We start from the raw sequence: 14,360 nt of genomic DNA on the forward strand, positions 1-14,360 counted from the left end.
GGGCGGCCCCGCCGGTGTGGATCGGAGCCTGTTCGCTCCACACCGACGCAACTACTCACCACCGCTCATTGTGGATACTACGCAGAAAAGTCGTTCGATATGCGATATTTCGATTAGAAATACTTTTTGAATTTCCGCGGGCTTGTCGAACGCCTCCACACACGACAAAGCGGCCCGGCAGCGGACATGAAACCACCGCCGGGCCGCTGCTGTCGCACTGTTATCCCTGGGTCGGCGGCCACACCGGAGCGATGGACCACGGGCGTGCCGTTTCGAGTTGCGACGCAACCTGAATCAGCACATCTTCGCGCCCGAAGGCGGCAACCAACTGGACGCCGATGGGCACACCGGCCGAGTCATGACCCATCGGCAAGGAAATCGCGGGCTGACCAGAGCTGTTGAACGGACTGGTCAATCCGCTGTATCCGGCCGAGTGCTCCCAGATCGACATGGGATTTGCCGTATCGAGGAGACCAAGCGGAGCGGCCGGGCGAGCCATCGTCGGGGTCAGCAACAGGTCGTGATCGACGAAGAACGCACCGATCACCTGCGCTGCTCGCTCGAGTTCCTGCAGCGCCTTGACTACATTGGTCGCGGTTTCGGACTTCGCGCGGTCGTAGATCATCCGAGCCATCGGTTCGAGGTCGTCGTCGCGGATTGCGCGGTTCACGGCCTCGAGTCGTGCATCGACCTCGATGGTCATCGGTATGCCCATCAACACGGAAAGCCCGGAAGTCAGTGCATCGAGCGGAAAGTCCGGGGCGCCTTCGGAAACATGGTGGCCGAGTTCTTCGAGCAGACCGGCGACGCTCGCGGTGACGGCCGCACACTCCGGGTCCACCGGCGTGCCGTCCGGTAGCGCGTTGCTCAGAGCAATCCGCAAGCGTCCGGGATCCGCGCCCACTTCCTCGACGTACGGCCGCTTCGGCGCCAGGATCACGTACGGATCGCCCACAGTGGGTCCAGCGGAAAGATCGAGGAGCAGAGCGGTGTCGCGCACACTGCGAGTAAGCGCGTGGTGAACACCCATCGGCGACGCAAACAGAGTTCGTGCCGGCGCCGTCGGGGTACGACCACGGCTCGGCTTGAGACCAACCAGGCCGCAGGCAGACGCCGGGATGCGGATCGAGCCGCCGCCGTCACTGGCATGGCCCGCGGGCACGATTCCCACTGCAACAGCTACAGCCGTGCCTCCCGACGACCCACCGGGTGAGCGATCGAGTGCATACGGGTTGCGGGTAGGGCCGAACAGTGCAGGTTCGGTACTCGCATTCTTGCCGAACTCCGGAGTGTTCGTCTTACCGACAATCACCAGACCCGCACGACGGTATCGCTCGACGAGCGTCGAATCCTCCTGCGCCACAGCATCGGCGAACAAACGAGATCCGTTGGTACTCGGCAGACCCGCGACATCAAGTCCGAGGTCCTTGATCACGAACGGCACACCCTGCAGTGGGCCTTCGGGAAGACCGGCAGCGACCTCGTTCCGAGCTTCGTCGCGGCGCTCGCTGATCACTGCATTGACGGCCGGGTTCCGCTCGTCGAGCCGGTCAAGGCTGAACTCCAGGACCTCCTTGGCGGATACGTCCCCCTTGCGAATCGCCCCGGCCAGGCCCGTCATGTCACTGTTGTCGAACAAATCCTGCATCGATGCCCTCATCACTCGTGTGCTGCTTGTGCGATTGTGAGGTCCGTCATATCAACCACAACGGCGGCGGGTCTCGAGGATTCCGCTTACCGGGACAAGCGCGATGGCGGATCGCAATCAAGCAGGCCATCGCCGGTAAGGGTTCGTGAAGGCCGAAAATAACTTTCACGTCCCAGATCGGCTACGCGTCGGATTTCCCGGCCGGCCCGGGCAGCGCTACGACGGGAAACTGAAAGAACGCACAGGTAACACCCTTGTACTCGCGCGTGTCCACAAAATCGAAGCCAACCTTCTCGAGCACCCGCATACTCGCTCGATGTCCGGCCTCTACATGCGCGCACAGGCTACGCGACGGCAGGTCGAACGCCGGATATTCGAAGTGCCAGTCCACCAACGCCGAGGCAACCTCAGTAGCGAGACCATTCCCCCACTGATCCCGCCGAAAGGCATACGCCAGTTCACGACTCGAGCCGAACTCACCGAATCCTGCCCGGCCGATCATGTCGCCGGCGCGGTTCTCCACGCGCCACTTGGTCCAACCCCGAGTTCTCTGTTCATCGAGATACCCGTCCAGCCGCGACTGCGCCTCGTCCCGAGTGTCTGGTCGTCCGTACCCGATGAACCGCATGGTCAGGGCATCAGCGTGTAGCGCAGCGAGGTCCTCGAAGTCGGACGGGAGCCAAGTCGTCAACGTCAGTCGTTCGGTATTCAGAATGATGCGACGACCCATGCCGGTATCTTTGCACCTCTATTTGTGCGTGATCACAGAATCAGACCGTGACGACGAGCTTCGACAACCGCCTCATGACGACTTCGCACATCGAGTTTGGCCATGAGATTGCGCATGTACGTCTTGACGGTTTCGACGCTCAAGGACAGACGCTCCGCGATTTCGGCGTTGCGCAGCCCCAACGCGACGTACCTCATCACGTCCGTTTCACGCGGCGACAGCACTACCGCACTCGCGATCTCTGCAGGCGCCGTCAAGGCCCGAAGTTTTGCCTCGACGGCGTGAACCTGCGCACTGAGTTTCTCGTCCTGCAGACCTGCCGCGATCTCACCCAACGCGAGGAAACTTTCCGTCAACGTCTCCGATATTTTTGCCTCGCGGCTCGAAACCTGTTCCACCGCAGCAGTGTCGATCATCGCGACACGACGATCAACCTCGTCGCGGATCTCGATTTCGCGTGCCAACGAGTAGGACGCACGCATCATCTTGTCTGCAACAACATCTCCGATCGGCAGGTTGGCGCGCAGTCCGCCATAGAGCGCGCCGCGGGTTTTCCCTCGAACGACCACGGGAACCGCCATCAACGATTCGATTCGCTCGGTGCCGACCTCGTAGTCGTAGTCGTGGGTGATCTGAGACGAATTGGCGTAGTCCTGCACCACAGCTGTGCGCTGCTCGGCGATAGCCCGCCCACCGAGTCCGCATGCCGCGTTGATCTCGAGGTTGCGCAGCAGAGTGCTGTGCGTACCGACGTAGCTGGTGATGGTCAAGGAGTTGCCGCTCACTCCCCCACCGAACAGGACCGGCAGTTCCGTCTGAGGCTGCAGCCGGCGCAGCGCCGCCCGCAACGCGTCGTCGTCGCTCGGCCTTAAAACCCTGTTCACGTGCACTCCTGGTCGGGGAAAACGCGGATACCCACTTCGTAGGGTAGCGGCTGGTGGGCTAGCCCAATATCGTCCAACACGAGCGTTTGTAGCGCCGATCACATTCACCGTGACGGGTGAGCTGCAACGTCCGACCACGCGAACCTCGGAGGAACCCGTGTCTGCACCCACCGCACTCACAGCCAACAACACCCCGCTCAGCCCGCTGCGCTTTCTCGAACGCAGCGCGTCGGTGTTCCCAGATCGCACCGCCGTCATTCACGGTGATCGGACGTACACCTACCGCGAGTTCGGCGACGAGGTAGCCGCTCTGGCACGTGTTTTGCGGGACCGTATCCAGCCCGGCGATCGCATCGCTTACCTGGCGCCGAACATTCCCGAAATGCTGTTTGCGCATTTTGCCGTGCCTCTGGCCGGCGGAATCCTGATCGCCCTCAACTCGCGCCTCGCCGGACCTGAACTCGAGTACATTCTCGATCACTCGGGAACCACGATCCTGTTCGTAGACTCCGAGTTCGTCGGTTCCGTCGCGTCGTCGAAAACAAACGTGCCGAGCCTGCGCGAGATCATCGAGATCCCGGACTCCACCGTCCCGTACCCGAAGGTTCCCACCGGAATCGTCACCGGGCAGTACGCCGATCTGTTGGCAGAAGGTGAAGCGATCGCCGATCAGCCACTGCACTGGGGGGTCGACGACGAGCAGCAGTGCATCGCCATCAACTACACGTCGGGTACCACCGGAAAACCCAAGGGCGTCATGTACTCCCACCGCGGCGCGTACCTGAACTCCCTCGGTGAAACCTTCCACAACGGGTTCACCGGCTCCACCAAGTACCTGTGGACACTGCCGATGTTCCACTGCAACGGTTGGTGCACACCGTGGGCAGTTACCCAGGCCGCCGGCACCCACATCTGCCTGCGCGCCGTCCGCGCCGATTCGATCTGGGATGCGATCGACAACTTGGGCGTGACCCACCTGTGCGGCGCACCAACTGTCTGCTCCACCATCGCCGACGCGGATCAGGCCCACAAGGTCGACGCCCTTCGCATCACCACCGCAGGTGCTCCCCCGTCGCCGACGATCATCGGCAAGCTCGAGGACATCGGTGTGACCGTCGTCCACGTGTACGGCCTCACCGAGGTGTACGGGCCGTACACGATCTGCGAATACCAGGAAGCCTGGGACGAGAAGCCACAGTCCGAACGCGCCGCGCTGCTTTCCCGGCAGGGCGTTGGCATGGTCCAGGCGGAAAATGCACGGGTCGTCGACCCCGACATGAACGACGTTCCCGCCGACGGTCAGACCATGGGCGAGATCGTGCTCCGCGGCAACAACGTCATGCTCGGGTACTACCGTGACGAGGCCGCAACCGCGGAAGCCTTTGCCGGCGGGTGGTTCCATTCAGGAGACCTCGGCGTCATGCATCCCGACGGATACATTCAGCTCAAGGACCGCGCGAAGGACATCATCATCTCCGGTGGCGAGAACATCTCTACCGTCGAGGTGGAGCAGGCGATCATGAGCCACCCCGCGGTGATCGACGTTGCGGTGATCGGGGTTCCCGACGAGAAGTGGGGCGAGCGTCCCAAAGCGTTTGTCGTCCTCGGCAAGGGCATGACTGCGACCGCCGAAGAGCTTGTCGCGCACACCCGGTCCTTGCTCGCCGGGTACAAGGTTCCGAGGGACATCGTCTTTCCCCTGGATCTTCCTCGCACACCGACGGGCAAGGTTCTCAAGTTCGAGCTCCGGGCGATAACGAAGTAGTTCAGAGTATTTCGGTCAACCCGCACAACACCTTGTTGTTGTGCGAGCCCCGGAATTCACTGTGGCCCAGGATCTTCTGTACGACGGCATGAATCACCTCGGGTGTCGGCGCGTGAGCATTGATCAGCGCCGACACCATCGGCACGTCGGCCAGATGGTTGGGCAGCCCGAGCGAGACGAAGATGGTCGGAACTTCGGCGCTGTACCAGGGCATTTCGGGACCGAACGGCATCGACCACGCAAGTCGCACCGACGATTGCCGGCCGATCCCGTGGAACCCGGCCACAACGATCGCCGCGTCGCACGACTTTCCGAAGTCCCGGTTGGAGCTGCCGACGTGGTCGAGAATCTCGGCAAATGACTTCGGCAACGCCGGCGGATAGTCCTCGACTTCGAACCCCGCAGCTTCCAGTTCCGCCCTCATCGCGCCCTGGTAGCTGGGCGGCGCGCCGTATCGAAGCAGATCCGGTGGGCAGATCAACCGGATCCGGCGATGGGTGTCCACGTCGAGCGGCAACACGCCGGTGTCGCGGACCAGCGTCACCGTCTGATCGGCGACGTCAGCCGCGATGGCCCGATGCTCGTCACAGCCGACCACGGCCCGCGCGTCGTCGTCAGGGACAAGTGTTCCCGCGATCTGAGCTCGATGCAATCCGAGAGACGCTTTGAGTCCGAGAATTCTCTGGAGTGCGACATCCAGCCGCTCGGCACTGACCACACCAGTTTCGACGGCGGTGCGCATGATCTCGAGATCTTCCACCGGATCACGGAAGAACAGCACCATGTCACAGCCCGCGTTGACTGCTGCCGGAAGCAATTCACGCCGCGGCAATGCCGCGGTGAACCCGATCATGTGAGTGGCGTCAGTGAGGATCAGACCGTTGAACCCGAGTTGTCCACGCAACAGGTCGTCGGCCAGTTCCGGCGCTATGGTCGCCGGCAGAATCCGGTCGATCTCGGGGCGAAGCTGCCGCGAATACTCCGGCAGCGCAATGTGTCCGATCATGATCGAGGCGATGTCGTCCTCGATCATGTTCCGGTAGATCCTCCCGAAACTGTTGTCCCACTCCGCCGTTGTCATCGTGTTGACGGAGGTGACCATGTGCTGATCCCGCTCGTCCACCCCGTCACCCGGAAAATGCTTGGCACACAGAGCCATCGGGCGTTCGGCGACTCCGTCTCGAATTCCTTCGGAGTAGGCCCGGGCATGATCGATCACGACGTCGGGATCGTCACCGAACGCGCGCGAGGCAATCACCGTGTTGCGCCAGTTGTAGTGCACGTCCACGACCGGGGCAAACGACCAATTGCAGCCCACGGCAGCAGATTCCGCGCCGCCGACAAATCCCATGCGGCGGGACGCCGTCAGGTCGGGCGCCGACGCGCACTGCAGTGCCGAGCCCACCAGGGTGCCCTCGCTGGCAGTGGCGTCGCCGCCGGCCTCGATGTTTGCCGCCACCAACAGCGGCACCTTCGCCCGCTCCTGCACCCGTCGCACCACTGCGGAAACCTCGGCGGCCGGCGCGGTGTGATGCCGTATCCCACCGACGCGGAACTCGTCAACCAGGCGATCGAGATACGCATTGTCGAAATGTGCATTGTGATTGACGAAGAGCTGCCCGATCTTCTCGGGAAGACTCATCGAATCAATTGTCGTCCGTACCCATTCCACGTCCTCGACCCCGAGATGGAATGGTGCCGCGGTCAGATCGACCGAACGCGACGACGGTAGTGTCTTGTCACTCATCAGTTTCCTCCTGCTACATGTCGGTACCACCGGAACGAGGTCTTCGGGGTACGCACCAATGTCTGCGCGTCCACGTGCACCAATCCGAACCGTTGAGTGAATCCGTAATTCCACTGGACGTTGTCCATCAGCGACCAGACGTAGAAACCGCGAACGTCGATTCCCGACGCGATGACCTCGGTTAGATCGTCGAGCACAGCGTCGATGTGCTCGACCCGCACGATGTCGTCGTACGGGCCGCACGGCCCACTCTCGTCCACGAGACCAAGGCCGTTTTCGCCGATGACGAAGGGCGGATGATCGGGATAGCTGTCGTCGATCCACCGCAACAGATGCCCGAGACCGCCCGGCGTGATCTGCCGGTGACTGCCGCCCCACTCCCAGCCCGGTAGCGGAACAATCGCAAAGCCGAAGCGTTCGAGTTCAGGGTTCGCCCCCGTGAACAACCGTGCTGCGTCTGGCACGTTCTCGGTGTACCGATGCGCATTGTGCGGTGCGGCAGCTCCCATGGTGGCGTACCAGTTGACCCCGAGGTAGTCCAACGGTGACGAAATGGTCTCCATGTCGCCGTCTTTCACCACGCCCTGAGAGCGCAGTTCATCGTCGAGTTCCGGGATATGGTTGCCGGTCAACAACGGATCCAGAAAGAGCGCCTCGGTGAAGTGTGCGGCCTTACGTGCCGCTTCCACGTCGTCCGGGTACCAGCTTGCCGGTTCGACTCCGGACAGCGACAGCGTCGTCCCGATCTGGCCAGGCACTCCCAATTCCCGCAACGTCTCGACTGCCCGGCCGTGTGCAAGCAGCATGTGATGGATACTGGCCAGTCCGGCGCGCCCCAGCTTCTGGTGCGGCGGCAACGCACCGGCCACGTACCCGCCCACCGTCGGGACCAGCGGCTCGTTGAGTGTGATCCACTGGGCCACCCGATCCCCGAGCCGATCCGCGAGAATCGCCGTGTACTCGGCAAACCACTGCGCGATATCCCGATTCATCCAGCCGCCACGTTCCTGCAGCGCGCTCGGTAGATCCCAGTGATACAGAGTTGGCGCCGCACCGACACCGCGCTCGCCAAGACCGTCGACCAGGCGGTCGTAGAAGTCCAGGCCGGCAGCATTCACCTTCCCGGTGCCACCGGGAAGGACCCGCGGCCACGACACCGAGAACCGATAGATCTTGGCTCCCAATGCCCCGATCAGGTCGAGATCCTCACCGAGCCGGTTGTAGTGATCGGCAGCAACATCTCCGTTCGTGCCATCCGGAGTACACAAACCGTTGTGCGCGTAGTCATCCCAGATCGACGGTCCCTTTCCGTCCTGGTTCCAACCGCCCTCCACCTGATAAGCCGACGTTGCCGTCCCCCAGAGGAATTCCGGGCCGAAATCGCGCATGTTCTTTCACCTCACTGCTTGTTGGTCGGATCCGACAAGCGGGCTGTGACAAGCCACCTGACGACCCGGTGCGATAGTGCGAAGTTGCGGAATGTCCGCTGCGCATCGGTCGTGAGCGCGGAGGCATCGAGTTCGAAAAGCGCAGCCGCTCGGCGGATTCAGTGGTGATGGTGGCTCAACGTCGGACAAGCCGAGTTCGCCGAGCATCTCACCAGGTTCCGGGACGGCTGCACGCAGAGCCGCGGTGTACGGGTGCGCCGGGGCTGCCAGCACCTCCTCCGTCGGGCCCGTCTCGCACACTCGTCCGAGGTACAGAACGGCAAGATCGTCACACAGCGCCCGAACAACACCAAGATCGTGGGAGATGAACAGAATCGACAGACCCCGCCGGTCGGTCAACTCCCGGAGCAAGTTGAGTACAGTCGCCTGGACGGACACGTCGAGACCTGAAACCGGCTCGTCCGCAACAAGAACCGACGGCTCTGCGGCCACAGCGCGGGCAATGGCTACACGCTGAGCCTGCCCGCCCGAGATCTCCCTCGGCAACCGCTCGCCGTACGCGTCCGGATCAAGCCCCACTTCGGCAAGCAATTCCTCCGCCCGCGCCCGCCGCGCCGCCCGATCCATCTTGCGGACCACCAGCGGCTCGGCCACGATGTCCCGAATCTGCCGACGGGGATTGAGAGAGGCCACCGGATCCTGGAACACCATCTGCATCTGCTTGCGATCGGCACGGCCGCGACGCTCACGCACCGCGGCTTGCGGTCGGCCCTCGTAGAAGACCTCGCCACCGGTGCGGGCGGTCAAACCCAGAACCGACCGCGCCACGGTGGATTTCCCCGATCCGGATTCTCCGACCAGCGCCAGGATTCGCCCGGAATGCAGTGTCAGATTAACGTCGGTCACCGCGCGCAGTACCCCTCGCGGAGTTTCGAAGCTGACGGACAATCCGGCGGTCCGTAGTGCCGGCGCCTGATTCCCGTCTCGTTCAGCGGTTCCCACCCGATCTCTGACCGAATTTGCCTGTGTCATCACGATGTGCCCTTCTCGCCCAAATTCCAGCACGCGGCCTCGTGGCCGAATGCAACGGTGGTCATCGGCGGTCGTTCGTTCGAGCAGCGGGGCAACGCAATCGGGCAGCGAGGGGCAAACGGACACCCCACCCGCGGCGCCGCCATCGAGGGCAGCGAACCTGCGATGGTCGGCAATTCACGGCGCCACGGGCCACTGACCCGCGGAATCGAATCGAGCAGACCACGCGTGTACGGGTGAGCCGGTGTGGTGGTCACCGAGACCGTCGGTCCCGTCTCCATCATGCGCCCGGCGTAGAGCACCGCCGTGCGCTCGGCTCGACCGGTCAGCAAACCCAGATCGTGGGTGACCAGCAGCATCGACATGCCCAGATCGCGCCGCAGGCCGTCGAGCAGATCCAGCACTTTGCGCTGGATGGTGACGTCGAGCGCAGTGGTCGGTTCGTCTGCCAACAGCAACCGTGGTTTGCCCGCGATGGCAGCAGCAATGCCGACACGCTGCCGCATACCACCTGAGAACTCCGCCGGATACGCGTCGACGCGTCGCTCCGGATCCGGAACCCCTACCGCCCTGAGAAGTTCGACAGCGCCCTCCCGCTCCGCCTTTCGGCTCAGCCGCTGCCGATTGCTTACCGACTCCATCAACTGGCGTCGCACCCGAACCACCGGATTGAGTGACGTCATGGGGTCTTGGAAGATCATTGCGATGTCGACACCGGCCAACCCGGCCCGCTCGCGTGCTGCCAAGCCGGTCAGTTCGCGATTGTCGAAGTAGATCGCCCCTTGGACACTGGCTGCGGCCCGCGCAGACTCGACACCGAGAATCATCCGCGCGAGTACCGACTTCCCCGAGCCGGATTCACCGACGATTCCGAGCGACTCCCCGGCCCGGACAGTCAACGAAACATCTTCCAACACGTAGGTAGTGCCAGTGGGCTTCGTATACTGAACGGACAGGTTCTCGACCCGCAGGAGTGGCGGAAGGACCTGGGTCATCGAAGTTTCTCCTTGACTCTCTCACCGATGAGGTTGATCGACAACACCGTCACGCACAACGCAATTGCAGGTGCCAAGGTCACCCAGGGAGCGGTGGCCAGCAAACTCCGCCCGTCGGCGATGATCCCGCCCCAGGACGGCGTCGGCGGTACCAGCCCGAAGCCGAGGAAGCTGAGTGAACCTTCCCCGACAATGGCACCGGTCATCGCGGTGAAGGAAAAGGTGATGGCAACCGGAGCGACGTTGGGAACTATGTCGCCCAGAAGAATTCGCCACCGGGGTGTGTCCATCAGACGTGCTGCCTGGATGTACTCGCGTTCACGTGCGCTCAGTGTCGCAGCACGCGTGACGCGGGCAAAGGTCGGAGTGGTGAGTACTCCGATAGTGGTTCCGATCGTGAGCAGGCTCGGGCCTCGGAACGACACCACGATCATCACCAGAATCAACGAGGGAAACGCCATGAGCACGTCGATGAGCAAGCCGGAAACACGGTCGGTCCACCCACGAAGGTAGCCGGAAAGTATCCCGATGATGCTGCCGCCGACCATGCCCACCGTCAAGGTGATCAGGGCGACTACAAACGAAGATTGTGCACCGGCAACTGTGCGCGCGAAGACATCTCGGCCCGTGGAGTCGGTACCGAACCAGTGGGCGGCACTCGGCGCTTGCCTGGCTGCACCGAAGTCCGCTTCGAGCGGATCCATGAGATCTGTGAAGTTGGAGAGAAGAATTGCGCCGAACAGCGCGACGAGCCACACCGAAGCAAGGGTGATTCCCGGCGCTCGCCGGACTCCGCGCCACAGGTCTCCCAGCACGTCCCACCGAGGCTCTGTGACAGCAACGGATTCATAGCTCACGGGCAATCCTCGGATCGATCAATCGGTAGGTGAGGTCCACGAGAATCGTCACGACGACCACGGCCACACCGGCAATGATCACGACACTCTCGACGACGGGGAAGTCACGCCCGGCTATTGCCGTCTGTATCAGTCGGCCGATTCCCGGTACGGCATAGAGAGTTTCGACCAGTACAGCTCCGCCGAACGCCCCGCCGACTGCGATGCCCACCATGGTCAGCAACGGCAGGGAAGACGGCCGTAGAGCACGGGCACTCAGCAAGCGGGTGCCGCTCATCCCCCGACTGCGGGCAGCATGAATGTAGGTCTGGTCGAGAGTGTCCATTGCATCCGAGCGCAGTGTTCGGGTGTAGACGGCTGCCTCGGTCAGTCCCATCGTCAACGCCGGCAGGATCAGGAAGCGAAGGTTGCCGACGGGGTCGTCGGTGAAACTGACCCATCCCGTGGCCGGTAGCCACCCCAACCAGATCGCAAAGATGTAGATCAACAGCACCCCGAGAACAAATCCCGGAGTCGACAGCGTGACGTAGCTGAATAGGGTGGCGACCCGGTCGAAGATCGAGCCAGGCTTCCACGCCGAGCGCAGGGCAACCGGGATCGCGATTGCCAGTGCGATGATCTGACTCGCCACCAGTAGTTCCAAAGTCACCGGAAGACGCTCCAGAAGTTCCTCTCCCACAGAGTTCTTCGTGATGATCGACGTGCCGAGATCACCGGTCACGGCAGAACTCAGCCAGCGCCCGAATCGCGCGAAAACATTGTCGTCGAGGTGGTACATGCTGGTGAACTGCGCGATCTGTTCCGCCGTGGCCTCCGGCCCGAGGACAGTGATGGCCGGCGAACCGGGAAGCAGTGCGGGCAAAGCCATGGTCACCAGCCCGAGGAGAGCGAGCACGAGCAGCGCTCGCCCTCCTCGAACAGCGGTGGAGCGAATCACGACGTGGCTGCCCAGAACTCACTCGGGCGAACCGAGATGATCGACCGGGTAGAGACATCCGGCACTCCGCCGACACGATCGGACATGATGTAGCCGTCGACGTTCTGGGTGTAGAAAACCACCGGTGCGTCGACGAAGACCTGCGCGGCAATATCGTTGAGCAGTTCGGAGCGTTGATCCGGATCTTGCTCACCGAGCATGTCGCTGATCAAGGCATCGACGTCCGCGTTGGCGTACTTGGAGAAGTTCGACACTCCGGTCGAGGCGAAGAAACTGGTGCTGCCGGAGTCGGCGTCACCGAAAAGGCTGGTCGTCATGTCGACCATCTGGAAATCTCCGGAGCGCAGAACCGTGCCCCACGTGGTCGTGTCCACAGGGTTGAGCGTCACCTCGATTCCGACATCGGCGAGCATCTGCTTGATGACGGTTGCCCGCTGCTGCGACTGCGGACGGTTGTCGGAGGTGTAGGTGAAAGAGATCGGCTTGCCGTATTCCGCAACAAGTTTCCGGGCACGATCCTGATCGAATGCAGGGTACTCGGCAGTCTGCTCGTACGACGACGTCGACGGAATCGGCCCGTAGCTCACGTCGCCGGTGCCTTCGTTCACGACGCTGCGCAGAACGTCCCGGTCGATCGCGGCTTGAACGGCTTGACGCACCACAGGGCTGTCGAACGGTGCCACCTTGGTATTGAACAGGCCCGTCGACATTCCGGTGTCCGCGGTCGACGCCGTGAACCCGTCAGTGGGCGCCTGCAGGAACTGTGTGGAACTTTCGGACCAGATGAGATCGACCTCTCCGGAAACCAGGCTCTGGTACCGGGAGTCGCTGTCCGGGAGGATCTTGAAGTCGAGCGAGTCAGCGTGCCCACGCTCGCCCCAGTACTCGGGGTTGCGATCCATCGTGATCGACGTTCCGGACTGATTTCCGGTCAGGACGTACGGGCCGGAACCGAGCGGGACGCCGAATTCGTCGAGCGTCGGCGACGTCACGTAACCGAGTTGGCGGGTGAACAGATTCTTGAAGGCGGAGTTCGGACGGTCGAGAGTGAAGTCGATGGTTGTCGGATCGACGGCCGTCATCTCGACGATGCTCTTGGCGTCCCGTGCACACGCACACGCTGTCGCCGGATCCGCCAAGCGAGTGATGTGGTCGATCACTGCCTGCGCTCCCAGCAGGCTGCCGTCGCTGAACGTCACGTCGGAGGCAAGTTTCATCACCCATTTGGTCTGTGCAGCATCACTTTCCAGACTCTGCGCCAAGAGTGGCACTACCGCGCCGTCGTCGGCGTAGGTGAACAGCGGATCGAACAACGCGTTCGCCAGAATGAATGTGGGCTGCTGCGTGATGGCCCCCTTGGCCGGATCGAGCGACGTGATGTCACGATCCATACCGACGGTGACCGTACCGCCGTCGACCGGCTCGCCCGAAGTGGCTGCGCTTCCCCCGGACGAACAGGCGGCAAGTGTCGACGCTACGGCCAAGGCCGCAGCTACGGTGATGAGACGTCGTGAGGTCTTCACGAAAATCCTTTCGAAGGCTGTCTTTGGTGTGGGTTGCTGGTGTGTTCAGCGGGAGAATCGAGTGAGCAGCAGGTGAAGGTCTTCAGGGGGCAATCCGGAAGCGATCAGATAGGACTGCGCTCCACCGCGGTGCTCGATGTAATCGAGCGCCAGCTCGATATCGGTTGCCAGACACGTCAAATCGAACTCCTTCGGCATCTCGGGCAGCCGCTCGGCGAGAACGAGGAGAGCGTCGTTTGTTCGCAGGTAGTCCGCGATCACCTCGTCCCGCGTAGCCCCGACCGCGAGTAAGAGGAGTGCGCTGAGAACTCCCGTTCGATCACGCCCGACCTGACAGGTCAGCAGCACCGGGCCGTTCGCTCGCACGACAACGCTGACAGCGCGCGCCAACTCGGCCGAGGATCGCTCGAGCAGAGCGACGTAGAACTGGCCGAAAGATACTGTTCCGTTGATGAACTGCTGCACTATCGCGTTCTGCTCAGTCAGTGCCAGATCGCCAGAAGGGTGCGCATTCACCCGTTCGACCACCCAACTCGGCGGTAGGCCTGGCCCACTGTCTGCGGCTTGCTCCTGCGGTGTCCGCAAATCGAGCCAGGTCATTGTGTCCGGCGCCGCGGCAAGCTCATCGGAAGTGGCCAAACTTGCTGCAGCAGAGCGATATACCGAATACGACGCCTCGGAATCCCCAAGCAGTAGTCGACCGTTCGGGAGCCCGAACGCGGAAGTGGAGGTTGCCATGAACACACAGTCACAAAGTGGCACGACTGCCAGTTGGCATTCATGCCACAAGTTGCCGTCGAAATGGTGAACAACAGGATTCGAGTACCCCAAACGCGGGTCGCTACGTCAAAATG

12 protein-coding genes are annotated in these 14,360 nt (G+C 62.5%); 1 reads left to right on the top strand and 11 read right to left on the bottom strand.

What is annotated here, in order from left to right:
* Positions 1 to 220 precede the first annotated feature (220 nt).
* From FEZ60_RS07760 to FEZ60_RS07770, 3 genes are all read right to left on the bottom strand, one after another.
* A complete protein-coding gene (locus tag FEZ60_RS07760) occupies positions 221 to 1,648 on the bottom strand; it encodes an amidase (RefSeq protein ID WP_172935823.1) in 1,428 nt (475 codons plus the stop codon).
* 181 nt (positions 1,649 to 1,829) lie between these two features.
* Positions 1,830 to 2,378 (bottom strand): GNAT family N-acetyltransferase, encoded by a 549-nt coding sequence (locus tag FEZ60_RS07765; protein ID WP_172935824.1) that lies wholly within the window; start codon positions 2,376 to 2,378, stop codon positions 1,830 to 1,832.
* Positions 2,379 to 2,410: 32 nt separating this feature from the next.
* Positions 2,411 to 3,262, bottom strand: coding sequence for a LuxR C-terminal-related transcriptional regulator (locus tag FEZ60_RS07770; protein ID WP_172935825.1), 852 nt, complete (start codon positions 3,260 to 3,262; stop codon positions 2,411 to 2,413).
* Positions 3,263 to 3,419: 157 nt separating this feature from the next.
* On the opposite strand from FEZ60_RS07770, the gene FEZ60_RS07775 reads away from it, so the two are divergent.
* Entirely contained in the window at positions 3,420 to 5,027 is a 1,608-nt protein-coding gene (locus FEZ60_RS07775; RefSeq protein ID WP_172935826.1) for an AMP-binding protein, read from the top strand.
* Position 5,028: 1 nt separating this feature from the next.
* On the opposite strand, the gene FEZ60_RS07780 is transcribed toward FEZ60_RS07775, so the two are convergent.
* The 8 genes from FEZ60_RS07780 to FEZ60_RS07815 are packed head-to-tail and all read right to left on the bottom strand — an operon-like array spanning position 5,029 to position 14,244.
* The gene (locus FEZ60_RS07780; protein ID WP_172935827.1) at positions 5,029 to 6,774 is read right to left on the bottom strand and encodes a glycoside hydrolase family 3 N-terminal domain-containing protein; all 1,746 of its coding nucleotides are present in this window, start codon (positions 6,772 to 6,774) and stop codon (positions 5,029 to 5,031) included.
* Positions 6,774 to 8,162: a family 1 glycosylhydrolase gene (locus FEZ60_RS07785; protein WP_172935828.1), complete on the bottom strand. Its 1,389-nt coding sequence runs from the start codon at positions 8,160 to 8,162 to the stop codon at positions 6,774 to 6,776. Before FEZ60_RS07785 ends, FEZ60_RS07780 begins: the two co-directional genes overlap by 1 nt.
* Positions 8,163 to 8,168: 6 nt before the next feature.
* Positions 8,169 to 9,194, bottom strand: a complete 1,026-nt coding sequence (locus FEZ60_RS07790; protein ID WP_172935829.1) for an ABC transporter ATP-binding protein — start codon at positions 9,192 to 9,194, stop codon at positions 8,169 to 8,171.
* A complete protein-coding gene (locus FEZ60_RS07795) occupies positions 9,194 to 10,189 on the bottom strand; it encodes an ABC transporter ATP-binding protein (protein WP_172935830.1) in 996 nt (331 codons plus the stop codon). Before FEZ60_RS07795 ends, FEZ60_RS07790 begins: the two co-directional genes overlap by 1 nt.
* Positions 10,186 to 11,046 (bottom strand): ABC transporter permease, encoded by an 861-nt coding sequence (locus FEZ60_RS33080; protein ID WP_172935831.1) that lies wholly within the window; start codon positions 11,044 to 11,046, stop codon positions 10,186 to 10,188. Before FEZ60_RS33080 ends, FEZ60_RS07795 begins: the two co-directional genes overlap by 4 nt.
* Positions 11,036 to 11,983: an ABC transporter permease gene (locus FEZ60_RS07805; protein ID WP_219110844.1), complete on the bottom strand. Its 948-nt coding sequence runs from the start codon at positions 11,981 to 11,983 to the stop codon at positions 11,036 to 11,038. Before FEZ60_RS07805 ends, FEZ60_RS33080 begins: the two co-directional genes overlap by 11 nt.
* Positions 11,980 to 13,506: an ABC transporter substrate-binding protein gene (locus FEZ60_RS07810; protein WP_172935833.1), complete on the bottom strand. Its 1,527-nt coding sequence runs from the start codon at positions 13,504 to 13,506 to the stop codon at positions 11,980 to 11,982. Before FEZ60_RS07810 ends, FEZ60_RS07805 begins: the two co-directional genes overlap by 4 nt.
* 45 nt (positions 13,507 to 13,551) lie before the next feature.
* Positions 13,552 to 14,244 (bottom strand): tyrosine-protein phosphatase, encoded by a 693-nt coding sequence (locus FEZ60_RS07815; RefSeq protein ID WP_172935834.1) that lies wholly within the window; start codon positions 14,242 to 14,244, stop codon positions 13,552 to 13,554.
* Positions 14,245 to 14,360: the final 116 nt, after the last annotated feature.

The sequence above is a fragment of the Rhodococcus sp. MS16 genome (genome assembly GCF_013277795.1).
Lineage (GTDB): Bacteria > Actinomycetota > Actinomycetes > Mycobacteriales > Mycobacteriaceae > Rhodococcus_F > Rhodococcus_F globerula.